26 protein-coding genes are annotated in these 25,620 nt (G+C 63.2%); 10 read left to right on the top strand and 16 right to left on the bottom strand.

The genetic code is table 11. The features are described from left to right. Positions 1-20 precede the first annotated feature (20 nt). The gene (gene ettA, locus Q8O29_RS11385; RefSeq protein ID WP_305562845.1) at positions 21-1,682 is read right to left on the bottom strand and encodes an energy-dependent translational throttle protein EttA; all 1,662 of its coding nucleotides are present in this window, start codon (positions 1,680-1,682) and stop codon (positions 21-23) included. 287 nt (positions 1,683-1,969) lie between these two features. On the opposite strand from ettA, the gene Q8O29_RS11380 reads away from it, so the two are divergent. Then, the gene (locus Q8O29_RS11380; protein ID WP_305562843.1) at positions 1,970-3,670 is read left to right on the top strand and encodes a DEAD/DEAH box helicase; all 1,701 of its coding nucleotides are present in this window, start codon (positions 1,970-1,972) and stop codon (positions 3,668-3,670) included. 61 nt (positions 3,671-3,731) lie between these two features. After that, complete coding sequence (locus Q8O29_RS11375; protein WP_305562841.1) at positions 3,732-4,241, top strand: epimerase; 510 nt, start codon at positions 3,732-3,734, stop codon at positions 4,239-4,241. A gap of 68 nt (positions 4,242-4,309) precedes the next feature. Here Q8O29_RS11375 and Q8O29_RS11370 read toward each other — a convergent pair whose 3' ends face one another. The 8 genes from Q8O29_RS11370 to Q8O29_RS11335 all read right to left on the bottom strand — a co-directional run bounded on the left by Q8O29_RS11370 (position 4,310) and on the right by Q8O29_RS11335 (position 11,443). Then, positions 4,310-4,693 carry a hypothetical protein gene (locus tag Q8O29_RS11370; protein WP_305562839.1) on the bottom strand — a complete coding sequence of 128 codons (384 nt, stop codon included), beginning with the start codon at positions 4,691-4,693 and terminating at the stop codon, positions 4,310-4,312. 25 nt (positions 4,694-4,718) lie between these two features. Continuing rightward, positions 4,719-5,240 (bottom strand): gluconokinase, encoded by a 522-nt coding sequence (locus tag Q8O29_RS11365; RefSeq protein ID WP_305562837.1) that lies wholly within the window; start codon positions 5,238-5,240, stop codon positions 4,719-4,721. A gap of 40 nt (positions 5,241-5,280) precedes the next feature. Further along, complete coding sequence (locus Q8O29_RS11360) at positions 5,281-6,393, bottom strand: mandelate racemase/muconate lactonizing enzyme family protein (protein ID WP_305562835.1); 1,113 nt, start codon at positions 6,391-6,393, stop codon at positions 5,281-5,283. A gap of 25 nt (positions 6,394-6,418) precedes the next feature. After that, positions 6,419-7,630, bottom strand: a complete 1,212-nt coding sequence (locus Q8O29_RS11355; protein WP_305562833.1) for a mandelate racemase/muconate lactonizing enzyme family protein — start codon at positions 7,628-7,630, stop codon at positions 6,419-6,421. A gap of 82 nt (positions 7,631-7,712) precedes the next feature. Next, positions 7,713-8,717 carry a TRAP transporter substrate-binding protein gene (locus tag Q8O29_RS11350; RefSeq protein ID WP_305562831.1) on the bottom strand — a complete coding sequence of 335 codons (1,005 nt, stop codon included), beginning with the start codon at positions 8,715-8,717 and terminating at the stop codon, positions 7,713-7,715. A gap of 44 nt (positions 8,718-8,761) precedes the next feature. Continuing rightward, entirely contained in the window at positions 8,762-10,060 is a 1,299-nt protein-coding gene (locus Q8O29_RS11345) for a TRAP transporter large permease subunit (RefSeq protein ID WP_305562829.1), read from the bottom strand. A gap of 51 nt (positions 10,061-10,111) precedes the next feature. After that, on the bottom strand, positions 10,112-10,669 hold the full coding sequence (locus Q8O29_RS11340) for a TRAP transporter small permease (protein ID WP_305562827.1): 558 nt from the start codon (positions 10,667-10,669) through the stop codon (positions 10,112-10,114). A gap of 30 nt (positions 10,670-10,699) precedes the next feature. Continuing rightward, a complete protein-coding gene (locus Q8O29_RS11335) occupies positions 10,700-11,443 on the bottom strand; it encodes a FadR/GntR family transcriptional regulator (RefSeq protein ID WP_305562825.1) in 744 nt (247 codons plus the stop codon). A 67-nt stretch (positions 11,444-11,510) separates the two neighbouring features. On the opposite strand from Q8O29_RS11335, the gene Q8O29_RS11330 reads away from it, so the two are divergent. Genes Q8O29_RS11330 through Q8O29_RS11315 form a run of 4 tightly spaced genes read left to right on the top strand, consistent with a single transcriptional unit; the run spans position 11,511 to position 15,687 of the window. Further along, positions 11,511-13,319 carry an IlvD/Edd family dehydratase gene (locus tag Q8O29_RS11330; RefSeq protein ID WP_305562823.1) on the top strand — a complete coding sequence of 603 codons (1,809 nt, stop codon included), beginning with the start codon at positions 11,511-11,513 and terminating at the stop codon, positions 13,317-13,319. A 32-nt stretch (positions 13,320-13,351) separates the two neighbouring features. Beyond that, positions 13,352-14,251 carry a 2-dehydro-3-deoxygalactonokinase gene (locus tag Q8O29_RS11325; RefSeq protein ID WP_305562821.1) on the top strand — a complete coding sequence of 300 codons (900 nt, stop codon included), beginning with the start codon at positions 13,352-13,354 and terminating at the stop codon, positions 14,249-14,251. Positions 14,252-14,254: 3 nt separating this feature from the next. After that, the gene (locus tag Q8O29_RS11320; protein ID WP_305562819.1) at positions 14,255-14,896 is read left to right on the top strand and encodes a 2-dehydro-3-deoxy-6-phosphogalactonate aldolase; all 642 of its coding nucleotides are present in this window, start codon (positions 14,255-14,257) and stop codon (positions 14,894-14,896) included. Continuing rightward, a complete protein-coding gene (locus Q8O29_RS11315; RefSeq protein ID WP_305562817.1) occupies positions 14,893-15,687 on the top strand; it encodes an SDR family NAD(P)-dependent oxidoreductase in 795 nt (264 codons plus the stop codon). The genes Q8O29_RS11320 and Q8O29_RS11315 overlap by 4 nt, the downstream gene beginning before the upstream one ends. A gap of 14 nt (positions 15,688-15,701) precedes the next feature. Here the strand turns inward: Q8O29_RS11315 and Q8O29_RS11310 are convergent, their stop codons facing one another. Next, positions 15,702-16,454, bottom strand: coding sequence for a transglutaminase family protein (locus Q8O29_RS11310; protein WP_305562815.1), 753 nt, complete (start codon positions 16,452-16,454; stop codon positions 15,702-15,704). 187 nt (positions 16,455-16,641) lie between these two features. On the opposite strand from Q8O29_RS11310, the gene gloA reads away from it, so the two are divergent. Further along, positions 16,642-17,055 (top strand): lactoylglutathione lyase, encoded by a 414-nt coding sequence (gloA, locus tag Q8O29_RS11305; protein WP_305562813.1) that lies wholly within the window; start codon positions 16,642-16,644, stop codon positions 17,053-17,055. Between the two features lie 543 nt (positions 17,056-17,598). Here the strand turns inward: gloA and eda are convergent. The 3 genes from eda to Q8O29_RS11290 all read right to left on the bottom strand — a co-directional run bounded on the left by eda (position 17,599) and on the right by Q8O29_RS11290 (position 20,748). Next, positions 17,599-18,243, bottom strand: a complete 645-nt coding sequence (gene eda / locus Q8O29_RS11300) for a bifunctional 4-hydroxy-2-oxoglutarate aldolase/2-dehydro-3-deoxy-phosphogluconate aldolase (RefSeq protein WP_305562986.1) — start codon at positions 18,241-18,243, stop codon at positions 17,599-17,601. A 2-nt stretch (positions 18,244-18,245) separates the two neighbouring features. Beyond that, a complete protein-coding gene (gene edd, locus Q8O29_RS11295; protein WP_305562811.1) occupies positions 18,246-20,066 on the bottom strand; it encodes a phosphogluconate dehydratase in 1,821 nt (606 codons plus the stop codon). A 112-nt stretch (positions 20,067-20,178) separates the two neighbouring features. After that, on the bottom strand, positions 20,179-20,748 hold the full coding sequence (locus Q8O29_RS11290; RefSeq protein WP_305562984.1) for an OmpA family protein: 570 nt from the start codon (positions 20,746-20,748) through the stop codon (positions 20,179-20,181). An 89-nt stretch (positions 20,749-20,837) separates the two neighbouring features. On the opposite strand from Q8O29_RS11290, the gene Q8O29_RS11285 reads away from it, so the two are divergent. Together Q8O29_RS11285 and Q8O29_RS11280 are read left to right on the top strand one after the other, a co-directional pair. Then, positions 20,838-21,470 carry a gamma-glutamylcyclotransferase gene (locus Q8O29_RS11285; protein ID WP_371134217.1) on the top strand — a complete coding sequence of 211 codons (633 nt, stop codon included), beginning with the start codon at positions 20,838-20,840 and terminating at the stop codon, positions 21,468-21,470. Positions 21,471-21,511: 41 nt separating this feature from the next. Beyond that, positions 21,512-22,021, top strand: a complete 510-nt coding sequence (locus Q8O29_RS11280; protein ID WP_305562809.1) for a superoxide dismutase family protein — start codon at positions 21,512-21,514, stop codon at positions 22,019-22,021. Between the two features lie 104 nt (positions 22,022-22,125). Here the strand turns inward: Q8O29_RS11280 and Q8O29_RS11275 are convergent, their stop codons facing one another. Further along, the gene (locus Q8O29_RS11275) at positions 22,126-22,710 is read right to left on the bottom strand and encodes a nucleotidyltransferase family protein (RefSeq protein WP_305562807.1); all 585 of its coding nucleotides are present in this window, start codon (positions 22,708-22,710) and stop codon (positions 22,126-22,128) included. A 23-nt stretch (positions 22,711-22,733) separates the two neighbouring features. Here Q8O29_RS11275 and pdxH point away from each other — a divergent pair, with 23 nt between their 5' ends. Further along, complete coding sequence (gene pdxH / locus Q8O29_RS11270) at positions 22,734-23,384, top strand: pyridoxamine 5'-phosphate oxidase (RefSeq protein WP_305562805.1); 651 nt, start codon at positions 22,734-22,736, stop codon at positions 23,382-23,384. A 10-nt stretch (positions 23,385-23,394) separates the two neighbouring features. On the opposite strand, the gene folK is transcribed toward pdxH, so the two are convergent. Beyond that, complete coding sequence (gene folK / locus Q8O29_RS11265; protein ID WP_305562803.1) at positions 23,395-23,934, bottom strand: 2-amino-4-hydroxy-6-hydroxymethyldihydropteridine diphosphokinase; 540 nt, start codon at positions 23,932-23,934, stop codon at positions 23,395-23,397. A 9-nt stretch (positions 23,935-23,943) separates the two neighbouring features. Further along, entirely contained in the window at positions 23,944-25,572 is a 1,629-nt protein-coding gene (gene pcnB / locus Q8O29_RS11260; RefSeq protein WP_305562801.1) for a polynucleotide adenylyltransferase PcnB, read from the bottom strand. Between the last annotated feature and the right edge of the window lie 48 nt (positions 25,573-25,620).

Below are 25,620 nucleotides of genomic sequence, written 5' to 3'. Positions count from 1 at the left end.
TCCCTTGTGACTGCGAAGGTTTAATGCAATGCCTTGAACCGCATGCGTTTGGGCTTGGCCCCCTCTTCACCCAGACGTTTTTTCTTGTCGGCTTCGTATTCCTGGTAGTTGCCGTTGAAGAAAGTCCACTGGCTGTCGCCTTCGGCCGCAAGAATATGCGTGGCAATCCGGTCCAGGAACCAGCGGTCATGGCTGATCACCATGATGGAGCCGGCAAACTCCAGCAAGGCGTCTTCCAGCGAGCGCAAGGTTTCCACGTCCAAGTCGTTGGACGGCTCGTCAAGCATCAACACATTGCCGCCGGCGATCAGGGTTTTGGCCAGATGCAGGCGTCCGCGCTCGCCGCCCGACAACATGCCCACCCGTTTTTGCTGGTCAGCACCGTTGAAGTTGAAACGGCCTGCATAGGCGCGGCTGGGCATGGTGAACTTGCCCACGGTCAACATGTCGAGCCCGCCAGAGATGTCTTCCCACACGGTTTTTTCGTTGGCCAGGTCATCGCGGTGCTGGTCCACAAACGCCATGCGCACCGTCTTGCCAATGACGACTTCACCGCTGTCGGGCTTCTCCTTGCCGGCGATCAGTTTGAACAGCGTTGATTTACCGGCGCCGTTGGGCCCAATGATGCCGACGATGGCGCCGGCCGGTACCTTGAAGCTCAGGTTGTCGATCAGCAGGCGGTCGCCAAAAGACTTGCTGACGCCCTTGAACTCGATGACCTCATTGCCCAGGCGCTCGGCCACGGGGATGAAAATCTCGTTGGTTTCGTTGCGCTGCTGGTATTCAAAGTCCGACAGTTCCTCAAAACGCGCCAGCCGCGACTTGCTTTTGGCCTGGCGTGCTTTCGGGTTCTGGCGTGACCATTCCAGCTCTTTCTTCAGCGCCTTGGCACGGGCTTCCTCACCCTTTTGCTCCTGCGCCAGGCGTTCGCCCTTTTGCTCCAGCCAGGTGCTGTAGTTGCCTTTCCACGGGATGCCGCGGCCGCGGTCCAGCTCCAGAATCCACTCGGCCGCGTTGTCCAGGAAGTAGCGGTCATGGGTGATGGCCACAACGGTGCCGGGGTAGCGCTGCAAAAACTGCTCCAGCCAGTCCACCGATTCGGCGTCAAGGTGGTTGGTCGGCTCGTCGAGCAGCAGCATGTCGGGCTTGGACAGCAGCAGGCTGCACAGCGCGACGCGGCGTTTTTCACCGCCCGACAAGACCCCGATCACGGCGTCCCAGGGCGGCAGGCGCAGCGCGTCGGCAGCAATCTCAAGCTGGTGTTCGGAGTCGGTGCCTGAGGTCGCGATGATGGCTTCCAGACGGGCCTGCTCGGCCGCCAGCGCGTCAAAGTCGGCATCGGGTTCACCATAGGCGGTGTACACGGCTTCGAGTTGCGCCTTGGCGGCAAACACCGCGCCCATGCCGGCCTCGACGCTTTCGCGCACCGTGTGCGTGGGGTCGAGCTTGGGCTCCTGCGGCAGGTAGCCGATGTTCAGGTTCGGCATCGGGGTGGCTTCACCCTCGATTTCCTTGTCCAGGCCGGCCATGATCTTGAGCAAGGTGGACTTGCCGGAGCCGTTGGTGCCCAGCACGCCGATCTTGGCGCCGGGGAAAAAGCTGAGCGACACGTCCTTCAGGATCTGGCGCTTGGGCGGCACGATTTTGCCGACCTTGTTCATGGTAAAGACGTACTGGGCCATCAGGATTCAACTTCTAAAAAGAGGGAAAACAAAAAAAGGAGGCGTAAGCGCAAGCCAGCCCGTGATTTTCGTGGATTTTTTGCGGCAATCCTTCGATTATCGTTCCGTGCGACAATACCCAGGTTGCTGGCTCCAGTTGCCTGCAACATTCGGGCACACCTCAGTGACAGTTTCGGCAACGATACGCGGTGTTTTTGGCCCAACCCCCTGACCCCATCTGCCTTTGACTGGCGGGATGCCCACAAGCTCCCACAGGCCGATCTTGAGCACTCCTGCAGTGCAAAAAAATGACTTTTGAAAATCTGAACTTGGCCCCGGCCATTCTTAAAGCCGTGCTTGAGCAAGGCTATGACACACCCACCCCCATCCAGGCCCAGGCCATTCCTGCCGTTCTGGCAGGTATTGATCTGCTGGGCGGCGCGCAGACCGGCACCGGCAAAACAGCAGCCTTTGTGCTGCCCATGCTGCAGCGCCTGTCGAGCGAGCCCTCCCTGAAAAACAAACGCGGCGTCAATGCCGTGCGCTGCCTGATCATGACCCCGACGCGCGAACTCGCCGCCCAGGTCGAGGAAAGCGTGCGCGTTTACGGCAAATACCTGGAGCTCAGCTCCATGGTCATGTTCGGCGGCGTCGGCATGGGCGCGCAAATCGAAAAACTGCGCCGCGGCGTCGATATTCTGGTGGCCACCCCGGGCCGCCTGCTGGACCACGCAGGCCAGGGCACGCTGGACCTGAGCCAGGTGCAAATCCTGGTGCTCGACGAAGCCGACCGCATGCTGGACATGGGCTTTATCCATGACATCAAGAAGGTGCTGGCGCTGGTGCCCAAGCAGAAGCAGTCACTGCTGTTCAGCGCGACTTTCAGCGACGAAATTCGCGAGCTGGCCAACGGCCTGCTGAAAAACCCGCAAAGCATCCAGGTGACACCGCGCAACACCACGGTACAGCGCATCACGCAGACGATTCACCCGGTCGGTCGCGGCAAGAAAAAAGCCCTGCTGACCCACATCATCAATGCGCACAACTGGAGCCAGGTGCTGGTGTTCACCCGCACCAAGTTTGGCGCCAACAATGTGGCCGAACACCTGACGAAAAACGGCATTCCGGCGATGGCCTTGCATGGCAACAAGAGCCAGACCGCCCGCACCCAGGCACTGGCCGACTTCAAGAGCGGCAGCATACGCGCGCTGGTGGCCACCGACATCGCCGCACGCGGCATCGACATCGACGAGCTGCCACACGTTGTCAACTATGAAATCCCCAACGTCAGCGAAGACTACGTCCACCGCATCGGCCGCACCGGCCGCGCCGGCAACAGCGGCGAGGCCGTGAGCCTGGTCTGCCTGGACGAAGAAGGCTTCATGCAGGACATCGAGCGCTTCACCAAACAGAATATTGAAGTGGTACTTGTGTCCGGCTTTGAAGCCGAGCCCGGCGAAAAAGCCGAGCCGCTGGCCATGGGCCGCCAGACCATCTGGGGCGGTATTGGCAAGCCGCCAAGCCGTGACGTGATGCAGGCCGCCGCCAAGGCCGCCCGCAGCGAGATGATGACGCGTATCCGCGAGACCAAGCCGCAAGGTGGCCGTGGCGCCGGCAATGCAGGTGCTGGCAACGGCGGCGGCAATGGCGGCGGCCGGGGCCGCAACGGTGGTGGCGGCAATGGTGGCCGCAGCCAGCCCCCGGGTGGGCACGGCGGCCAGCCGCGCCAGAATTCGGGTTATGCCCAAGGCCACCAGCAGGCGCGCAACCCCAGCGCCCAGCCCCCACGTCAGCACAACCAGGAGCGCGACGATGATGCCCAACCCGCCAGCCACGTCTCTTCCGGCTTCCCCTCTTCCGGCCAGCCCACTGGCGGCAACCGCGGCAACTACCGTGGCGGTGGACGCCCCGCAGGCGGCGGCGGGGGCGGCGGACGCTCGGGTGGCGCTGGTGGCCGGGGCAACGGGTCTGGTCGGTCGGGAAATTCTGGCTCGTTTACTGGCCGATAAAAGGTATTCGGCGGTCCACTGTGTGGGCCGTCGCCCACCTGGGATAACGCATCCCAAACTGGTGAACCACCTCGTGGAAGGCTTCGCCGCATTCCAAGCGCCCGCAGTGGACGAGGTGTTCATCGCGCTGGGCACCACCCTCAAGGTCGCGGGCAGCCAGCAGGCGTTCCGCGCTGTCGATTTCGATGCTGTGCTGGCCATGACCAAATCGGCCCGCGCCGCCGGGGCACGCAGGCTGGGCATTGTCAGCGCCATGGGTGCCGACGCCAAATCCAGCGTCTTTTACAACCGCATCAAAGGCGAGATGGAGGCTGCCGTGAGCCGGCTGGGCTATGACAGCATGGTACTCGCCCGCCCCTCACTGCTGAGCGGCGACCGCAGCGCCCTGGGGCAAGCCAGGCGCTCCGCCGAAAAATTTGCGGCGACAACCATGCGGCTGCTCAGGCCCCTGACGCCCGCCAACTACCGCGCCATTGAGGCCGCAGATGTGGCCGCTGCGCTGGTAAGCACCCTGCAGAACACCCCTTCGGGCCAGAAGGTGCTGCTTTCGGGCGAGATGCAGCCTCGCTGATACTTTCAAGCCTTTTTGGCCTTCAGCCCATAGTCAGTGGGCGTCAGCAGCTATAAATTCAATAGCAGTCACCCTTGCAAAAACAGCGTGACCAGCGGCTCCGGGCCGACCTGACGGCTCCAGTGGCCGTGCACCGCTGCGTCGAAGGTGGCGCCCGCCGGCAGCAGGTCAGCGGAATAAAAGTGCTCACCGGGACTGAACACCCGCGACACGCCACCCTGCAGGCCGATTTCCATCTTCCCGCCCAGAATGAACACCCATTGCGGTATCGGCGTGCAGTGGAACTGGCTGCGAAAACCCACCGGACTGTGGCGCAGCTGGTAACCAGTGGACGGAGCCAGCGGGGACAGCAAGGCCTGCGGCGAGCCTTCGCTCAGCGCGACAAGCTCCTCGCGGAATTTTGCAAGGCCATCGGTATCGGTGTAGAGGATGACTTTGGTGAAATCGGTCATAAAAGTCCAGGAAAGTGAAAACAAGTCAGGAAGCGCTGCCTGCGCTTGAATGTCGGCCGGCCAGCACGGCAGCAACGATGTCTTCGGGCCGCTCCGCCACATCAAAGCTTTGCACATTCTCCCCCGAGCCGGGCGCCTCCAGCGTGGCAAGTTGGCTGGCCAGCAGGGACAGCGGCATGTAGTGACCGGTCCGCGCTGCCATGCGCGCCGCCAGCAGCTTGTACTCACCGTGCAGGTAGACAAAATGCAGGCTGGGCGCGCCGCTGCGCAAAATGTCGCGATAAGAAAGCTTGAGCGCCGAACACGAGAGCACCAGGCCCTGCCCTGCGGCGTGCGCCTGCTGCAGGCGTTCGGCCAGCGCCTGCAACCAGCCCTCGCGGTCTTCATCGCTCAGGGCCACACCGGCGGCCATGCGCGCCACGTTGCATTCAGGGTGCAGCACGTCACCCTCCAGAAAGAGCAGCTTCAGTGCTTCAGCCAGTTGCGCGCCCACGGTGCTTTTGCCGCAGCCGCTGACACCCATGACCACAAAAATATCGGAATTCATCACCGCCTATTTTGCCCGCGTGAACACGCCCGAACCGCGCTCAGGCGGTCGCCTGCCGGAACTGCGTCCAGGCGGCGGCCGTGGGCGTTGTGCCGGCACCGGGCAACTCGGGCCGCCGGAAATAACCGTCCACCACCTCGGCCGGGTCGGTGAAGCAGTCCTTGATCCACGGGATGAATTCGAGCACCTCGCAAGCTGGGTGCGCATACGACAAGTGCACATGCACCTGGCTCATGTCGCCCGCGTGCGGCGCCACCGGCAGGCGAAAGGCGTGCGCGGTCTCGCACACGCGCAACACTTCAGTCAGGCCCGCCATGCGCGTCACATCGGGCTGCACCCAGTGGATGGCCTGCTGCGCGAAGAACTCGGAAAACGCATCCACCGTGTAGAGCTGTTCGCCCAGTGCAACCGGTATGGCGCTGGCGCGTGCCAATTGCGCATGGCCCTTCACGTCGTCGTACCACAGCGGCTCCTCGAACCAGAACACGTCCGCGTCCTGCGCCGCGCGGCAAAAACGCTGGCAGGTCGGCAAGTCCCACTTGCCATTGCCATCAATGGCCAGCGTGACATCCGCACCGATGGCCTGCCGCACCGCAGCCAGGCGCCGCAGGTCGCGATCCACCGTCGAGCCGACCTTGATCTTGATGCCGGTAAAGCCCTGGGCCACCGCGCGCTGCGCGCCTTCCACCAGCTTGTCGTCGGCAATGCTGAGCCAGCCGATGTCGGTGTTGTAGGCACGCACCTTGTCGCGTACCTGGCCGCCCAGCAGTTTCCACAAGGGTTGCTGCGCGGCTTTCGCTTTCAGGTCCCACAGCGCCAGATCAATCGCGGCATGCGACAGCGTGGTGATGCCGGCGCGGCCGACCCACTGCAGCGCCGGGTTGCGTGCCAGCTTTTTCCAGAGACGGTTGATGTCACCCGCGTCCTCACCCAACAGCATGGGCGCGTGGCAGGTCTCGATGCAGCGCGTGATCAACTGGTCGCTGGGCAGGTGCGCATGGGTGCCGGTGAAACCGAAACCGGTCAGCCCGTCATCGGTGTCGACCTGCGCGCCCACCACGCCCCAGTGGGTGATGCTGTGGGTGCTGTCGGCAATCTGCGAGCCGGTGACTGGCACGTGCAAAATGAAAGGACGGACGGATGTGATCTTCATGAGGTTTCCAGTGGATGGGCGGGGCTCAGTTGGGCAGGCAAACGCGCAGGGTGGCATCGGCGCGCTGATGCAAATCGGGCAGCAATTCCAGGCCGAGTCCGGGCTTGTCATTGAGGCTGAGCATGCCTTTCGTCACGGTCGGTAGCTCGGTGACCAGCTCCTTGTACCAGCCTGTGTAAAAGGCGCGCACGCTCTCCTGGATCAGCGCATTGGGGGCATGCAGCGAGAGGTGGCTGGAGGCAGCCCAGACCACCGGGCCGGTGCAGTCGTGCGGCGCCACCGGCAATTGCCAGGCATCGGCCATGGCCGCGATCTTGCGGGCCTCGGTCAGGCCGCCGCACCAGCTCAGGTCCAGCATGGCGACGCCGGCCACACCGGTCTGCAGGTAGTCCTTGAAGCCCCACTTGTAGCTCAGCGTCTCGCTGGCGCAAATCAGCGCGTCGCAGTCTTTCGAATACTGTTTGAGCAGGTCCAGCGAATCCATGCGGATCGCGTCTTCATGCCAGAAGGTGTTGAAGGGTTTGAGGGCGCGGGCGATTTTTTGCGCCATCGGCAGCCGCCACAGGCTGTGGAACTCGACCATGATGTCCATCTGCTCGCCCACCGCGCTGCGGATCTTGCGAAACGGTTCCAGCGCCAGTTCCAGATCACTGTTGCTGATGTACTGGCCGTCGCTTTTTTCTGCCGCGGGATCGAAGGGCCAGATCTTCATGGCCGTCACGCCTTCAGACAGCAGCGATTCAGCCAGTTCGTCGGCATGGTGCAGAAAACCCTCAAGGTCCTCGTAAGGTCCGGCGTTGGCCTTCCTCGAATCACCTATGCCCCAGTTGGCGGTGGCCTGGTTGACGGTGCTGCGCACGTACTGGTAACCGGCGCAGGTGTTGTAGATGCGTATGCTGTCGCGGCTCTTGCCGCCCAGCGCGGTGTACACCGGCATGTTGGCCGCCTTGCCAAAAATATCCCACAGCGCGATATCAATGGCGGAATTGCCGCGCGTCTCCACGCCGGAGCCGCGCCAGCCCAGGTAGCCAGTGATGTCTCGGTTGCGCGCCTCGATGGCCAGCGGGTCCTTGCCCAGCAGTTTGGGGCCGGCCCATTCGTGGATGTAGGCTTCTACCGCCTGCGCGCCCATGAAGGTCTCGCCGAGGCCGACCAGGCCTTCATCGGTATAAATGCGGACCCAGATGATGTTGGGAAACTCGCCCAGGCGCAGGGTTTCAACGTTGATGATTTTCAAGTGAAGGCTCCGAAAAAAAAGCCGCAAGAGTGAACCCTTGCGGCCTTGGACGATTCCAGGCGATGGCGCTCTGTTTAGCCGCTTAACCGCCGCGCGCCTTCTTCAGCGCGTCCATCACCAGCTTGACGGGCTCGGCACCAATCGTCGGCACGTTTTTGTCGTAGACCGGTTTGACCTTGTCGAACATGCGTTTCTGCTCGGCCACGCTGACTTCATTGACCTGCATGCCTTTGGCTTTCAGGCTGGTCAGTGATTTTTCGTTCAGGCTGCGGTTGGCTGCGCGCTGGACTTTCTGGCCTTCCATGGCGGCTTCGCGCAGCACGGCCTGCTCCTGCGGGTTCAGCTGGTCCCAGAGTTTTTTGCTGTACAGCACCAGAAACGGCGTATAGGCATGGCGCGTCACACTGAGGTACTTCTGCACTTCGTTGAACTTCGAGGTTTCGATGGTCACAAACGGGTTTTCCTGGCCGTCGATGGTCTTGGTTTCCAGCGCAGTGAAAACCTCGCCGAAAGCCATGGGCACCGCGTTGGTGCCCAGGGTCTTGAAGGTGTCGATGAAGATGTTGTTCTGCATGACGCGAACCTTGACGCCGTCAAAGTCTTCGGCCTTGGCGACCGGGCGCTTGCTGTTGGTCAGGTTGCGGAAACCGTTTTCCCAGTAGGCCAGGTTGACCAGGCCGGCTTCTTCCAGCTTTTTGTTGAAGTAGGCGCCGGCCGGTCCGTCAAGCACCGCGTCGGCCTCTTTCTCGTTGGCAAACAGGAAAGGCAGGTCGAAGGCGCCCAGCTCCTTGACGATGCCGACCAGCGGCGAGGATGAAGTGCACACCATCTCCTGGGTGCCGGCGCGCAGTGCCTGCGTGGCCTGCAAGTCGCCACCAGCGGCGCCGCCCCAGAAGGCATTGATCTTCATCTTGCCGCCGGTCTTGGCGGCCAACACTTCCTGCATTTTCTTGACACCGACGCCGACCGGGTGGTCTTCATTCACGCCATTGGTGAACTTGATGGTGCGGTCGGCAAATTGCGCGAAGCTCGAAGTTGCCACCAGCAATGCGGCGGCCGCCAGGGCGAGGGTTCTGCGTTTAAACATGGTTGTTTCCTTTTATATGAACGACAGGGGTTGGGGAAAAGTGGTTACCGCATCCACCACTTGAGCGGTTCGGTAACGATCTCGGGGAAAAGCACCAGCAGGAACAGCACGGCGAGTTGTGCCATCAGGAAAGGCAACACACCCTTGAAGGCGTCGTCCATACTGATCTTGGCAACGCCGCAGACCACGTTGAGCACGGTGCCCACTGGCGGCGTGATCAGGCCGATGGCGTTGTTCATGATGAACATGATGCCGAAATAGACGGGGTCGATACCGGCCTTGAGCACCACCGGCATCAGCACCGGCGTGAGGATCAGCACGGTCGGCGTGAAGTCCAGCGCGGTTCCGACAATCACAATCAGCACCATCATCACGAACATCAGCAGCATCTTGTTGTCCATGAACGGCGACATCAGGTTGGCCACTTCAGTAGGGATGTTGGCCACCGTGATGAGCCAGGCGCTGACCATGGCCGCCGCCACCAGAAACATCACCACCGCCGTCGTCTTGCCGGCGGCCAGGATCAGGCCATAGAGCTGCGACCATTTGAGTTCACGGTAGATAAACATGCCAACCACAAAGCTGTAGACTGCGGCCACCACCGCAGCCTCGGTTGGCGTGAAGATGCCGAACTTCATGCCTCCAATGATGACGATGGGCAGGGTCAGCGCAAAACCGCCTTCCGCCGTGATGCGCAGCCTGTCGGCCATGGCGATTTTTGGCGCCGGCAGCACATTTTCCTTCTTGGCCACCCACCACCAGGTCAGGCCGATGGCCAGCCCCATGAGCAAGCCCGGAACGATGCCGGCAAGAAACAACTTGGTGATGGACACATTGCCGGCCACGCCGAAAATGATCAGTCCAATAGACGGCGGAATCACCGGTGCAATGATGCCGCCCGAAGCCACCAGCCCAGCGGCGCGCCCGACGTTGTAGCCGGCGGCCCGCATCATCGGGATCAGCAGCGCCGCCAGTGCGGCGGTGTCGGCAATCGCCGAGCCGGACAGCGAAGCCATGATCACTGCAGCAATCACCGTGACGTAGCCCAGGCCGCCGCGGAAGTGCCCGACCCAGGCCATCGCGAGATTGACAATGCGGCGGCTGATGCCGCCGGCATTCATGAACTCGCCAGCCAGCAGAAAGAAGGGCACGGCCAGCAACGGGAAGTTGTCGGCGCCGTCAACAAAACGCTGGGCAAGGATCTGGCTGTCGAAAGTCACCAGGCCGCTGGTGGCTGCCAGAAAGGCCATCAGCGTGACGCCGCAGACTAGCAAGGCATAGGCGATCGGCATGCCAATCGCCATGGCGGCCAGCAGGCTCAAAATAAAAACGCTAACAGTCATGTGTTGACCTCGCGCCTGCACCGTACCGTGCATCCTGAGCTTGTCGAAGGATCATGCCTTGCTTCCCTGAATCTGTTTTTCCACGTCGGCCAGGCCTTCGGTCTCGATCACCTGCACCAACTCGTTTTCGCTGATACGCCCGGTGAGCAGACGGAACAAGACGTTGAGGTTGATGATGGCCATCACCACGCTGACGATGTAGCCGATGCCGTAAATCCAGATCATCGAGATGCCGACCACCGGCGAAACATTGGTGACCTGCAGCTCGTGCATCTTGAAGGTACCCATGAAAAACAGCACATTGCAAAACAGCATCAGCGCTTCGCTGAGGAACAGGCAGACCTTCTTGCCCAGAATCGGCAGGTGCTTGACCAGGGTGTCCACGCCCAGGTGCCCGCCTTCGTGCATGGCCAGCATCGCGCCGATGTAGGTGAGCCAGATGAAGAAATAACGCGACATCTCATCCGACACCGAGATGCCGGAATTGAAGGCGTAACGCAGCACCACATTGCCGAAGACCATGATCACCATGGCCACCATGCAGACCACCACCAGCAACTCCAACAACTTGAAGAACCAGTAAATCGATGTATCGACGGTTTTCTGCATGTAGGTGATTCCTCTTGCCCGTCGGCGCAGTCAGGCGGCCTTGAGCTGCCGTGCCGGGCTGCTCAGCACCGGAAGGCGGCGGCGCGAAGCCAGCACTTCCTCGATGTCTTCCTTGGCGCCATCGATCAGCACACGAATGGCGATCTCGGCCTCGTCGGGTTGGTGCGCGATCACCGCATCAAGCACTGCGCGGTGCAACGGCAGTGACTGCATCGGCCCGTCCTTGCGCCGCGTGGAGATTTCGAAACTGGTGCGCAGCAGCGCGCCCAGCACCTTGCTCATCTGCACCAGCATGCGGTTGCGGCTGGCGCGCAGCAGGCCCTGGTGAAAACGCAGGTCATGTGTCACATAGTCGCCGCCGTGCTCCACCGCGTGTTTCATGCCGGCGTAGGCAGCCTCGACTTCGGCGATGTCCTGGGCGGTGGCGCGATCGGCCGCCAGCCGCATCGCGGCGGGCTCGACCACACGGCGCAAGTCCTGCAAGTCGCGCAGAAACTCCGGCGTCAGCCCGGCCTTGGACTGCCAGATGATGACGTCGGGGTCAAACCAGTTCCAGTGATCCTCGGACAACACCCGCGTGCCGACCTTCGGGCCGGTGGTCATCAAACCCTTGGCAATCAAGGACTTGACCGCCTCGCGCACCACGGTGCGGCTGACGCCGAGCTCCTGGCACAACACCGGCTCGGGCGGGATCGATGCGCCCACGCCGTAACGCCCCGCGACGATGGCTTCGCCGAGATGGTCGACTGTGTTTCCGTGGACGTTCTTAATCATGGTTATTACTGAGATTCGCGGCGCAATGGTATGACGATAATATGTTTATCAATTAAGGATTTTCCCTATGCCCGACCCAAAGACGCCCAAGAAGAAGCCCTCAGAAAGTGGCCCCCACGCTGCGCTGCGCCCCGAGGGGGCAAAAGCCGCCTCGGGGCGGCCCGGCGGCGCTTTGCGCAGCCAGCAATGGTTTGGCAGGCAGGACCGCGATGGTTTTGCCTACCGCAGTTGGGTCAAGGGCAAGGGCGTGCCGCACGACCAATTCGACGGCCGGCCCGTCATTGGCATCTGCAATACCTTCAGCGAACTGACGCCCTGCAACTCGCACTTCCGCACCCTGGCCGAGCAGGTCAAGATCGGCGTGTACGAAGCTGGCGGCTTCCCGCTGGAGTTTCCGGTCATGTCGCTGGGCGAAACCCTGTTGCGCCCGACCGCCATGCTGTACCGCAACCTGGCCAGCATGGACGTGGAAGAAAGCATTCGCGGCAACCCGATTGATGGCGTGGTGCTGCTGATGGGCTGCGACAAGACCACACCTTCGCTGGTGATGGGCGCGGCCAGTGTGGACCTGCCCACGGTCGGCGTCAGCGGTGGCCCCATGCTCAGCGGCAAATGGCGCGGCCAGGAGCTGGGCTCCGGCACTGGCGTCTGGAGCATGAGCGAGCAGGTGCGCGCTGGCACACTCAAGCTCGCCGACTTTTTTGAAGCCGAAAGCTGCATGCACCGCAGCCACGGCCATTGCATGACCATGGGCACGGCCAGCACCATGGCCAGCATGGTCGAGGCATTGGGCATCGGCCTGCCGGGCAACGCCGCCTACCCGGCGGTTGATGGCAGGCGCAACGTGCTGGCGCGCATGGCCGGGCGCCGCGCGGTCGGGATGGTGCATGAGGACTTGACGCTCTCGAAGATCCTTACCCGCGAAGCCTTTGAAAACGCCATCAAGACCCTGGCGGCGATTGGTGGCTCCACCAACGCGGTGATCCATTTGATCGCGATGGCCGGGCGCATCGGCGTCAAGCTCACGGTAGACGACTTCGACCGGCTTGCCAGCGAGTTGCCCTGCCTGCTCAACCTGCAGCCCTCGGGCAAATTTCTGATGGAAGACTTCTGTTATGCCGGCGGTCTGCCGGTAGTCATGAAGGAAATCGCGCAGCACCTGCACCTTGGCGCCATCACCGCCAACGGCCAGACCCTAGGCGCCAACATCGCCGACGCGCAGAACTACAACACCGAAGTGATCCTGCCGCTGGCCACACCCTTCAAGGACAAGGCCGGCATCGCCGTGCTGCGCGGCAACCTGTCGCCGCGCGGCGCCGTCATCAAGCCCAGCGCCGCCACGCCGGCGCTGATGGTGCACACCGGGCGCGCTGTGGTGTTCGAAAACATCGAGGACTTCCACGCACGCATCGACGACGACAGCCTGGACATCGACGAAACCTGCGTGATGGTGCTGAAAAACTGCGGCCCCAAGGGTTACCCCGGCATGGCCGAGGTGGGCAACATGCCGCTGCCGCCCAAGGTGCTCAAAAAAGGCATCACCGACATGGTGCGCATCAGCGACGCGCGCATGAGCGGCACCGCCTACGGCACCGTGGTACTGCACACCGCGCCTGAAGCGGCGGCCGGTGGCCCGCTGGCGGTTGTGCAAAACGGCGACATGATCGAACTCAATGTGCCCGAGCGCCGCCTGCAGTTGCTGATCAGCGATGAGGAACTGGCGCGCCGCCTGAGCCTGTGGACGGCACCGCCGCCGCCGCTGTCCTCGGGTTACTGGAAACTCTACGTGGACCATGTGCTGCAGGCCGACCAGGGCGTGGACCTGGACTTTCTGGTCGGCAAGCGCGGCGCGTTTGTGCCCCGAGACAACCATTGAGCCTTGCCGCCCTAGCTGAAGCCGGCCAGCCAATGAAACAGCTACTCGCAGTCGATTGGGGCACCTCGTCCCTGCGCGGCGCGCTGCTGGACGGTCAGGGCCGGGTGCTCAAGGAGTGCTCGTTTGCGCGCGGCATCCTGAGCGTGGCGCCGGGCGATTTTGCTACTGTTTTTGAAGCATGTTTCGGCCACTGGATGAGGGCTGCCGGCACTTTTTGCCTGATTTCCGGAATGGCGGGCAGCCAGCAGGGTTGGCAAGAAGCGCCTTACTGTGCCTGCCCGGCGGGTTTTGACAAGGTCGCCTCGCAACTTGCGTGGGTCAAGGCCGGACGCATCGCCATCGTGCCCGGCCTGAGCTGCGAGCGTGAGGGCATCCCCGACGTGATGCGCGGCGAGGAAACCCAGGTGTTTGGCGCACTGCAACTGCTGGGTATCCAGGACGGCCTGCTGGTGCTGCCCGGCACCCACAGCAAGTGGGTCACGGTGCGAGGCGGCAAGATTGAGAACTTTTCCACCTTCATGACCGGTGAGTTTTACGCACTGTTGCGCCAGCATTCGCTGCTGGCGCGCAGCCTGCCCGACACCGACGGCGAGGTGGACTGGGTCGCCTTCGACGAGGGTGTGGCACTGGCGCTGCGCGGCACCGGCCTGCTGCAGACCGCCTTCAGCGTGCGCACCCTGTCGCTGTTCGGGCGCATGGCGGCAGCACGGCTGCCGAGTTATCTGTCTGGCCTGGTGATCGGCGAGGAAATCCGCGCTCAGCCCCTGCCCACCGGCGCGCAAGTCGTCGTCATCGGTGCGCAGGCGCTGACCGAGCGCTACGAACGCGCGCTGGCACAACGCGGGGCATCCGTGCAACGTGTCGGCGCCGACGCGAGCTGGCGCGGCCTGTGGGCGCTAGCCCAAACCATTCACACGGGCTGGGACACCTAAACCATGAACACGCCGCACGACAAATTTGCCGCCGCCCTGAAAGCCCTTCCTCTGGTTGGCATCCTGCGTGGCCTGCGGCCCGACGAAGCCTTGCCGGTAGCGCAGGCGCTGCTGGGGGTCGGCTGGACACTGATCGAGGTGCCGCTGAATTCGCCGCAGCCGCTGCAAAGCATAGAAGCCATGGCCGCAGCCTTTCCGGCTGCCCTGGTCGGCGCGGGCACGGTGCTGAGCGCCGGCCAGGTACGCGATGTGCATGCAGCCGGTGGTCAACTCGTGGTCTCGCCCAACTTCGATGCCACGGTGGTGCGCGAAGCGGTGCGCCTGGGCATGGTCTGCCTGCCCGGCGTGATGACGGCCACCGAGGCTTTTGCGGCGCTCCAGGCGGGCGCCAGCGGGCTCAAGCTGTTTCCCGCGGAGATGCTCACGCCAGCGGTGGTGAAGGCGCTGCGCGCAGTGCTGCCTGCGCAAACCCTGCTGCTGCCAGTGGGCAGCATCACGGTTGACAACATGGCAACCTACCGGGCGGCTGGCGCCAGCGGCTTCGGCATCGGTTCGGCCCTGTACACACCCGGCATGACGGCCGCCACTGTGGCTGAAAATGCCATGAAATTCATCGCTGTATGCGCGGGTAACATTCGGGCATGAACACAAACTCACAGACAAATTCTGCATCGGTTTGCTTCGACCTGAAGGGCCGGGTCTGCATCGTCACTGGCGGCGCGCAGGGCATAGGCGAGGCTTGCGCGAGGCGTTTCGCGCGTGAGGGCGCACAGGTTGTGATCGCCGACCTGGCCGACGCGCCCGGTGAAGCGCTGGCCCAAGAACTGGGCGCCCTGTACCTCCATTGCGATGTCGGCGACAAGGCCCAGGTCGATGCGGTGGTGGCCCGCACGGTGCAGGCTCACGGCCGCATCGATGTGCTGGTCAACAACGCGGGCATCTTCCGGGCGGCCGAATTTCTGGACGTGAGCGAAGCCGACTTCGACGCGGTACTGCGCGTCAACATCAAGGGCAGCTTCCTGATGGGCCAGGCCGTGGCGCGCGTGATGGCTCATACGGGCAGCGGCAACATCGTCAACATGAGTTCGGTCAACGGCGTGCTCGCCATCCCGACCATCGCCAGCTACAACGTCAGCAAGGGCGGCATCAACCAGCTGACCCGTGTGATGGCACTCGCGCTGGCTGACAAGGGCATCCGTGTCAACGCCGTGGCGCCCGGCACCATCGCCACCGAGCTGGCCGCCAAAGCGGTGCTGACCAGCGACGAGGCCAAGGCGAAAATCATGAGCCGCACGCCGATGAAACGCTTTGGCGAACCGTCAGAAATCGCCGACGTGGTGGCCTGGCTGGTCAGCGATGCGGCCAGTTATGTGACCGGCGAAATCGTCACGGTGGATGGCGGGCGCATGACGCTCAACTACACGGTGCCGGTTTGAGCTGACCGGCATTGCTATTTAACCGGCTGGCGCGCCAGCGGTCCGGACTGCGTCCTGATCTGCTCGACCCGTCGGTTAACCAGCGCGGCGGCCAGCATCCACTTGACGCGGGTGAGCCAGCCCCGCTGAAGTTCTTCGTGCGCGTCATCGCGGTAGAAATATTCGGGGTCGTGGGCCACGCCCCAGTCGCGCTGCGGCAGGCTGGCCGCGTCTGAAAGGTGATATTGCGCGTGGGCAGAATGTTGCCCATCCCAAAAATGGCTACCCCGCGCATGAATACCGTATCCCGCATGAATGTCCTGTTGAACGAGCAGTTCAACCGCATGCGTCTCCAGCAGAGAGTCCGTCACATAGGTGTCCGTCTGCAGCCAGTGCCCGTCCAAAAAAACCTCGCCGATCGCATGGGTGATGGTGCCCTGGGGCACATCAATGATGCCCTTCAAAAAAGCGCTGGACAGCGTCACGAAACGCAAGCGCGCGGGCACACCCACCGAACGCAGCATCGCAACAAACAAGGTGCCTTTGGTATGGCAGTCACCGCGCCCGGCTTTCAGCACCGCCGCCGCCGGCACATGGTCAAACCCGGCGACGCAGCCAAAAGGCAGCGCCTTCACATAGTCGTGGATCAACACGGCCTTTTGCGTTTCGGTGGTCGCCAGTTGTGTGATCCGCAGAGACTGGATCCGAAGCTTGGGATCATCGAGATCCAGCAAGCGGGTAGGCATCATCCAGTCCTGCGGATGGTCGTTCTGGGCGGGCAAGAGCATTGGCGGTGTCTTCAGTTTTTATTGCCGCTCATTATGCAGGCCGAATCGCTTTATGAAAGGATTTCAACACCGCACACCAAGCGCCATACTGCCTGTCAGGAATCACCGAGTGCATCACGCGGCCACACCACTTGCCGGACAATCAACACTCAAAAACCCGCATTCAGCACCAAGAAAGACAGCCACGATGAAACTTCTCCACACCATGCTGCGCGTTGGCAATCTGCAACGCTCTATCAACTTTTACACCCAGGTCTTGGGCATGACACTGCTGCGCACGTCAGAAAATCCGGAATACAAATACAGCCTGGCCTTTGTCGGCTACGAAGGCGGCAACCCCGGACAGGCCGAAATCGAGCTGACCTGGAACTGGGGCACCGACAGCTACGAGATGGGCACGGCTTATGGCCACATCGCGCTCGGCGTGCCCGACGCTTACGCGGCCTGCGACAAGATCAAGGCAGCTGGCGGCAATGTGACGCGCGAGGCGGGGCCGGTTAAAGGCGGGAAAACCGTGATTGCGTTTGTCACTGATCCGGACGGTTACAAGATTGAACTCATCGAGCGCAAGAGTGATATGGGCGGCGCGGGTCTGCGCTGAGCCTCTGCTGCAGGCATCACGCTGCGACGGTGGCCCGCTTGGGACAGTAGTTTGAACTCCCCAACCCCTCCCTCGCCCCGCTGGGCGATGGCGGGGAGCTTCATTTGGCCGCGTGCGCTGCGCTCGCGTGCACACATGACGGTCTGTTGGAATTCCCGTCCTTGAAGCGCTTCGCGCTTCAAGGACTCCGGATTGGGTGCGGTATTCGGGTATTGGTTTTCTCCCCCCCCCCACCCGTCGGGCTGGGCCGGGGAGCGCAGGTCAAAGCGGCTCGCGATTGTCTGAGCGAAGCGAGTTCGAGCGAGACCCCGCTTTTACCGAGCACCGCAGGTTGCCCTGAAGCGCAGCGCAGGGGACCCAGACCATCGGGTCGCCTTTTCACTTTCTTTTGGTGAAGCAAAAGGAAGTTACTTGCCGCCGGGCACCCCCCGGCCAGCAGGCACACCACTGCCGCGCGAAGAACACCCAAGAAACGCTATGAATTCAATAGCATCTTACGCCCACTGGTCAAGGGCTAGAGGCCAATTCGACGTACAAAGAGTGCTATCTCGGCAAGCCAGCCGCCTGCCGCGCCAGCTCTCTGACCCGATTCCAGTCGCCGCGCGCCAGCGCGTCAGCCGGCACCAGCCACGAGCCGCCCACACAGGCCACGTTTGGCAGCGCCAAAAACTCCGCCGCGTTGGCGGCGGTGATGCCGCCCGTGGGGCAAAACATCACGTCGCCAAAGGGCCCATTCCACGCCTTGAGCATGGCCAGCCCACCGGCCTGCAGGGCGGGGAAAAACTTCAGCTCGGTGAACCCGTCTTCCTGCGCCGCCATGATCTCGCTGCCGGTGGCCACACCGGGCAGCAGCGGCAAGTACGCATCGCGGCAGGCTGTGCCGACCGCGTGGGTGTAGCCCGGACTCACGATAAAACGCGCGCCAGCCATGGCGCAGGCCTGCACATCGGCGGCGCTGCGCGCGGTGCCGGCGCCGACTACCGCCTCGGGCACGTCACGCGCAATCGCCTCGATGCAGGCCAGCGCCTGTGGCGTGCGCAGGGTCACTTCGAGCATGCGTATGCCACCGGCCACCAGCGCACGCGCCAGCGGCACAGCATGCGCTACATCGGTCAGCACAATCACCGGAATAACCGCGGCATCCTGCATCACCTGCAAGGCTGTCAGCGGCCCGGCAGCGCCATCCATTTTCAAGTCCACGACAAAGCTCCTTCTTCTGCGGTCAGCGCGTTGCGCCGCATGCCCGCAAACAGTTCACGCCCCATGCCCAGGCCGTTGGCCGCGCGCAGCGCCTCGGGCATCACGGCAGGCTCGCGGGCAGCCCAGTCGGCGGCTGGCACCTTGACTTCGAATATGCCGCTGATCGAATCCAACAGGATCACATCGCCGTCGCACACTTTCGCCAGCGGACCGCCGACGGCGGCCTCGGGCGACACATGAATCGCCGCCGGCACCTTGCCCGAGGCGCCGCTCATACGCCCGTCGGTGACCAGCGCCACCTTGTAGCCCTTGCCCTGCAGCACCGCCAGCGGCGGTGTGAGTTTGTGCAGCTCGGGCATGCCGTTGGCCTGCGGCCCCTGCCAGCGCACCACACAGACCACATCGCAGTCCAGCTCCCCCGCGTTGAAGGCCAGATGCAGGGCCTCCTGCGAATCAAACACCCGCGCAGGCGCTTCGATGACGTGACGGTCATCGGGCACGGCAGACACCTTGATCACGCTGCGCCCCAGGTTGCCCTGCAACAGCTTGAGGCCGCCGCTGGCGCTGAAAGGCCGGCTGGCAGGCCGCACGATGGTGTCGTCTTTCGACGCACCCGCATCAATCCAGGCCAGCTTGCCATTGACCATTTCCGGCTCGCGCGTGTACTCGCGGATGCCGCCTTCGCGCACCGTCAGCACATCCTCATGCATGAAGCCGGCGTCTAACAGCTCGCGGATCACAAAGCCGGTGCCGCCCGCCGCCTGAAACTGGTTCACATCGGCGCTGCCGTTGGGATACACATGCGTGAGCAGGGGCACAACATCCGACAGGTCGGAAAAATCGTTCCAGTCGATCAAGATGCCGGCCGAACGTGCGACAGCCACCCAGTGGATCAGGTGGTTGGTCGAGCCGCCGGTGGCCAGCAGCGCGACCATCGCGTTGACGATGGCGCGCTCATCAACAATACGCCCGATAGGTGCAAATCGCTTTGACGACTTGACGATGCCCAGCACGGTGCGCGCCGCCTCGCGCGTCAGCTCATCGCGCAGGGCCCCGCCGGGGTTCACAAAGGCCGTGCCCGGTACATGCAGGCCCATGGCTTCCAGCAGCATCTGGTTGCTGTTGGCCGTGCCGTAAAACGTGCAGGTGCCGGGGCTGTGATAACTCTTGAGCTCGGCGTCCAGCAGCTCGTCACGCCCCACCAGCCCCTGCGCCGCGAGCTCGCGCACGCGGGCTTTTTCCTTATTGGGCAGGCCCGAGGGCATGGGCCCGGCCGGCACAAACACCGTCGGCAGGTGGCCAAAATGCAGCGCGCCTATCAACAGGCCCGGCACAATCTTGTCGCACACACCCAGCATCAGCGCGGCGTCAAACATGTCATGACTCAGGGACACGGCCGTGGCCATGGCGATCACGTCGCGGCTGAACAGACTCAGCTCCATGCCGGCGGTGCCCTGCGTCACGCCGTCGCACATGGCGGGCACGCCGCCAGCCACCTGGGCGGTGGCGCCCTGCAGCCGCGCCTCCCGCTTGATCAGGTCCGGGTAGGGCTGCAGTGGCGTGTGCGCCGACAACATGTCGTTGTAGGCGGTGACGATGCCAATGTTGGGTGCGCGCTGCGTGACCACCTTGAAGCGGTCGTCCAGCGGCATGCCAGCTACCGCGTGCGCAATGTTGCCGCAGCCCATGCGGTCCACGCTGATGGCGCGGGTGGCGGCGCCGTCCAGCCGCTGCAGGTAATCGCTGCGGCGGGCATGGCTGCGCTCGCGTATTTTTTCGGTGACCTGGGCGACGATGGGATGGAGGGTCATGGGGCGGTGTACCTGGTGTGCGTTGTAACTTTATTACTTCTTCCATCCTACTTGCTTGGCAAGTCCCTGCAAAGCCACGGGTACGAAACGGTTACCGCGAGCCGCCCTTCAGCTATTGCAGAGAAATCTCGACCCGGCGCGCTTCGGCGTCGCTGCCCGTGCCTGCCGTTTGCACAGGCTTCTCAAGGCGGATCTGGTGATCGGCTACACCCGCCGCCATCAATGCTTCGCGCACAGCCAGCGCGCGCTGCCTGGCCAGCTCGGCATTGCGCACTGCGTTTCCTCTGGTGTCGTGAAACCCGGAGATGACGATTTTTTTGCCGCCGCGCACGCCCTTGATCACATCGACCAGGGCTTCAGCCGCACCGGCTGCGAGTTCGGCCTCACCAGAGGCGAAGTAAAACTTCACAACACCATACTCCACCGTGATGCTGGCGGCGTCGGATACGGCTTGGGCCGAAAGCGCCGCCGAAGCCGGCACGACAACAGGAATGGCACCAGCGGACACAGGTACAACAACAGCAGCCGGTGCAGGCGCTGCGGCCGAAGGCGGCAGGTCCGGCCGCGAAGCCCCGACACGGCTGATGGCCAGGCCCAGCACCACGGCGACCACCAGCGCGATGAGGCCGAACACCAGGCCCAGCACCCAGCCCTGCTGCTCATCGTCCGATTGTGAAAACATGCAGGAAATCTCCGGAAAAAGGTTGGCCACCGGCACCTGCGGTGAGCTGGAAGGATGCGCAAATCCCAGGGTCATTGTAAAGTGTGCGTGTGGACACTCTCCTGCCTGACGGCCTGCAAACCCTTCGCGATCCCGCCCCCATGCTGGAGCGTTTTCTGCACCAGTGGGGCGGCAAGGAGGACCTCTGGATTTTCGGCTATGCCTCCCTGATCTGGCGGCCTGATTTCGACTTTACCGAGCAGCGGCGCGCCAGGGTACACGGCTGGCACCGCGCGCTCAAAATGTGGAGCCGCATCAACCGCGGCACGCCCGAGTGCCCCGGCCTGGTGTTTGCGCTGCTCTCTGGCGGCAGTTGCCACGGCGTGGTCTACCGCGTGCCGCGCCACCGGGTGCCAGAGGTAGTTGCTAAACTTTGGCTGCGCGAGATGGTGACCGGGGTGTATGACCCGCGCTCGCTGCGCTGCACGACCGACAAAGGACCGGTGCAGGCACTGGCTTTCACGCTGTCGCGGCGCAGCCCCAACTTCACTGGCGAGCTCAGCGAGGCGCGTTACCGGCAAATATTTTCCGACGCCTGCGGCCGTTACGGGACCACCCATGACTACGCGCACCAGACGCTGGAGAGCCTGCGCGATCACGGTATCTCCGACGCCACCCTGGCGCGCCTGCTCAAATTGTCAAAAACGCAAACAGTGATTGCCAGCGATCATCCAGAAGCCTAAAGTTGATACATCACATCCAATCAACCCGTCCGGAGACAAGCATGAAAAATCACCTGATCCTGATCGCTACCGCCACCCTGCTGAGCGCCTGCGCCAGCGCACCCAGCGGACCGCGCGCGGGTGCCCAGCTTCAAGCCACCACCGGCAACAGCACCAGCGGCAACGCCAGTTTTGTACAGGCCGGTGGCAAGGTGCTGGTCAGCGGCGAGGTGCGCGGCCTCAAGCCCAATGCGGAGCACGGCTTTCATGTGCATGAAAAAGGCGACTGCTCCAGCGGCGACGGCATGAGCACCGGCGGCCATTTCAACCCGGCCGGCGCACCGCACGGCAACCATGGCACGGGCATACACCACGCCGGTGATTTGCCCAGTTTGAAAGCCGACGCCAACGGCGTAGCCCGCTTCAGCTTTGAGTCGTCCACCATCACCGTGGGCAGCGGTGCCAACAACATTGTGGGCAAGGGCCTGATTGTTCACCGCGACCCCGACGACTATAAAACCCAGCCGACTGGCAATGCCGGCCCGCGCCTGGCGTGTGCGGTGATAAGTTAGCCCCCACGGTCGCTCACTGCGTGTAGCTCCCTGCCCCCCGAGGGGGCCGCTGCGCCTGCGGCCCGGCAAAGCCGGTTCCGCGGCCCCTGCTTGAATAGAACCAATCAGCGCGCGGCCAGCAGCCTCTCGGCGTGCGCCAGATCATCCAGCGTATCGATATCCGTCACCACACCGGCATCGTCCAGCGCCAGAGTTGCTACTGAATTGATAGCTGCCCACGCACGAACGACGAGGGCTGCCCCCTGATTTCCCTTCAAATCCAGCAAAGCGTCACGGCAATCGGCGGAAAACCCGACCGGGTGGCCGCGCACGCCCCGGTACGACGGAATCACCACCGCGTGTTGCGCCAGCGCCTGAGCCACAGCCCGCAAGGTGTCGCTGCGCACCAGCGGCAGATCGCCCGGCAAAATCAGCCAGCCCGCCGCATCAAGCGTGGCCCGCACCCCCTCGGCAATCGAGTCACCCATGCCGGGACGCGAAGCATCGGCCCGCACCACATGGTGTGGCAGCCCGCTGGCCTGCACCGCATCGAGCACATGCTGCAGCACCGGCTTGCCCGCGAGCAAAGCTTCGAGCTTGTGCGTGTTGCCACCACTGGCGATAAAACGTTCACCGCGCCCGGCGGCCAGCACGATGACGGTGGGCAATGCCGAAGGCGAGGAAGATACAGGAGATGGGGACAGGGGCATGGTGGACTACCTATACTTCCAGTATGTCAGAGCCCACCCAAAACATCGCCGACCTGCGCAAGAGTTACGAACGTGCCGAACTGAATGAAGAAGCGTCAAACGCCGACCCCATGAAGCAGTTCGATCAATGGCTGAACGAAGCCATCAGCGGCCAAGTGCCCGAGCCCAACGCGATGACGCTGGCCACCGTGGCTGACAACGGACGCCCCTCCACCCGCCTGGTGCTGATCAAAGCTTATGACGAGCGCGGTATTGTCTGGTACACCAACTACGACAGCCGCAAGGGCCGCGAACTGGCCAGCAACGCCTTTGCCGCCTTGCAGTTTCACTGGGTCGAGCTTGAGCGCGTGGTGCGTATCGAAGGCGTGGTTGAAAAAGTATCAGCTGAGGAAAGCGATGCGTATTTCCACAGCCGGCCACTGGACTCGCGCATCGGTGCCTGGGCCAGCCCGCAAAGCGAGGTGATCTCAGGCCGCAGTGTGCTGGTGACCAATGCCGCCAAATATGGCGTCAAGTTTATGCTACAGCCGCCGCGCCCGCCGCACTGGGGTGGCTACCGCCTGGTGCCTGACGCATGGCAGTTCTGGCAGGGCCGCAGAAGCCGGCTCCATGACCGGCTGCGTTACACGCCGCAGGACGGGGGCGGTTGGCTGCGTGAACGGCTGGCGCCCTGATCGCCTTCCATCACGCGCCAAGGTCGAGCCGTGTGATGGCCTGCGCGGCCTGCGCGGCCACCGCATCCAACTGCCCAGGCGGAACCAGCTCGGGCGCAATCTCCGCCAGCGGCACCAGCACAAAAGCGCGCTGCCACATGCGCGGATGCGGCACCGTCAGTCGTGATGAATCAATGCGGCTCTTGCCATATAACAGCAGATCGAGGTCCAGCGTGCGTGGCGCGTCTTGGTACGGCCGCTCGCGTCCGGCGGCTTGCTCCAGCGCCTGCAGTTGCGCCAGCAACTCCAGGGCGGGCAAGGCGGTGTCTAGCGCAACCACGGCGTTGATGTAATCGAGCCCTGCATCCGGTCCCGCGGGGTCAATCGGACCGCTGACAATGGGCGCGGTGCGGTACAGGCTGGAGCTTTGTGCCAAGCGGGTCTGCGGTAGTTTGTCCAGCGCGTGTATGGCTTGGTGCACCGATGCCTGTGCATCGCCCAGGTTGGCGCCTATGGCGACATAAACCCTGACCGGCAGCGCGGCATCACTCCGGGGACCACCGGCTGGCATGTCGCGGTCTCAGTAGTCGCCTGGTGTGTCAGACGGTGGGCTGGCCGACACGGCGCCGCCTTCGCGGTTGCCTGGCTTGCGGCGGCGCCTGCGCTTTTTGGCGGGCGCTGCATCGCCGAATTCGCCCGGCTCGCTGCTCTGGCCGGGTTGGACAGCGGGCAGGCGGTCGCCCTCTGCGGCGGGCTGGCCGGTGCCAGGGCTTGCCGCGCGGGGCGTGTCGGGCTCGCTCCGTTTGACGCGGGTACGCGGCGACTGCGACTTTTGCGATTGCGCCAGCCGCATCTGCTCGATCATCTCGTGGCGCTCGTCGTCGTAAGCGGTGCTGAACTTTTCCCACCACTCGGACAGCTCCAGATCAATCTCGCCGGTCTGTGCGCGCAGCCGCAAAAAGTCAAAACCGGCGCGAAAGCGCGGCTGGTCCAGCAGCGAGTAAGGCGAGCTGCCGGTGCGCTTTTCAAAACGCGGCTGCATGGTCCAGATCTCGCGCATGTCGGTGCCCAGCTTGCCGCGCCCCGAGACATCACCGATCTTGGCGTTGAAGGCGTCGTCAATCGCGTCCTGCAACGCGGGCATGATGTGTTCACCGCGCTGCAGACGTTGCTCCCACCCGGTGCGTACATCGGCCCACAACACGCAAGACAGCAAAAAACTGGGCGCGACCGGTTTGCCTTCGCCCACGCGGCGATCGGTGTCGAGCAGGGCCAGCTGCAAAAACGGCTCTTCGGCGGTATCAACCACCACATCCAGCAGCGGGTAGATGCCGGTGTTGAGCCCCAGAAACTTGAGCTGTTCGATGCTGGCCAGCGCGTGGCCGGTTTGCAGCAGCTTGAGCATTTCGTCAAACAGGCGCGACTGCGGCACATCGGCCAGCAGGGTTTTCATTTTGCGCAGGGGTTCTACCGTTTTGTCTTCAAACTTGAAACCCAGCGCGCTGAGCTTGGCGGCAAACCGCACGGCGCGGATGATGCGCACCGGGTCTTCGCGGTAGCGCGTGGCCGGGTCGCCGATCATGCGGATGATTTTTTTCTTGGCGTCGCGGATGCCGTGGTGGTAGTCCACAACAATCTGCGTTTCCGGGTCGTAATACATGGCGTTGATGGTGAAGTCGCGGCGGGCGGCGTCTTCTTCCATCGGCCCCCACACGTTGTCGCGCAGCACGCGGCCAGAGGCATCAACGGCGTGTTTCATGCCGGCCAACTCGCTTTTGCTGGTGCGCTCATTACCACCCACCTGCTCGGCCAGGCTGCTGTCGAGGTGCGCGCGGAAGGTAGAGACCTCGATCACTTCATGCTCGCGGCCACGGCCATAGACCACATGCACGATGCGGAAACGCCGGCCGATGATGAAGGCGCGGCGAAACAGGCCCTTGACCTGCTCGGGCGTGGCGTCGGTGGCCACGTCAAAGTCTTTCGGACGCAAACCAACCAGCAGGTCGCGCACCGCGCCGCCCACAATGTAAGCCTCGTAGCCGCCATGCTTGAGGGTATGCACCACGTCCATCGCGCGTTCGTCCACCAGCTTGGGATCAATCGCATGGTCCTGGGGGCCGACATCGCGGCGCTCGCCGAAAACTGATTTTTTGGACCGGGTGGCGCTGGCGGGCTTGCCGAACAGCTTGTCGATAAATTTTTTGATCATTGAATCAGGAGATTTTTCCGGGCCGGCCGCGCTTGCAGGGCAAGGGCC

The organism is Polaromonas sp. (genome assembly GCF_030689685.1).
Taxonomy (GTDB): domain Bacteria; phylum Pseudomonadota; class Gammaproteobacteria; order Burkholderiales; family Burkholderiaceae_C; genus Polaromonas.
The sequence above is the reverse complement of the archived record's forward strand: the minus strand, read 5'-3'. Positions and strand labels throughout refer to the sequence as shown.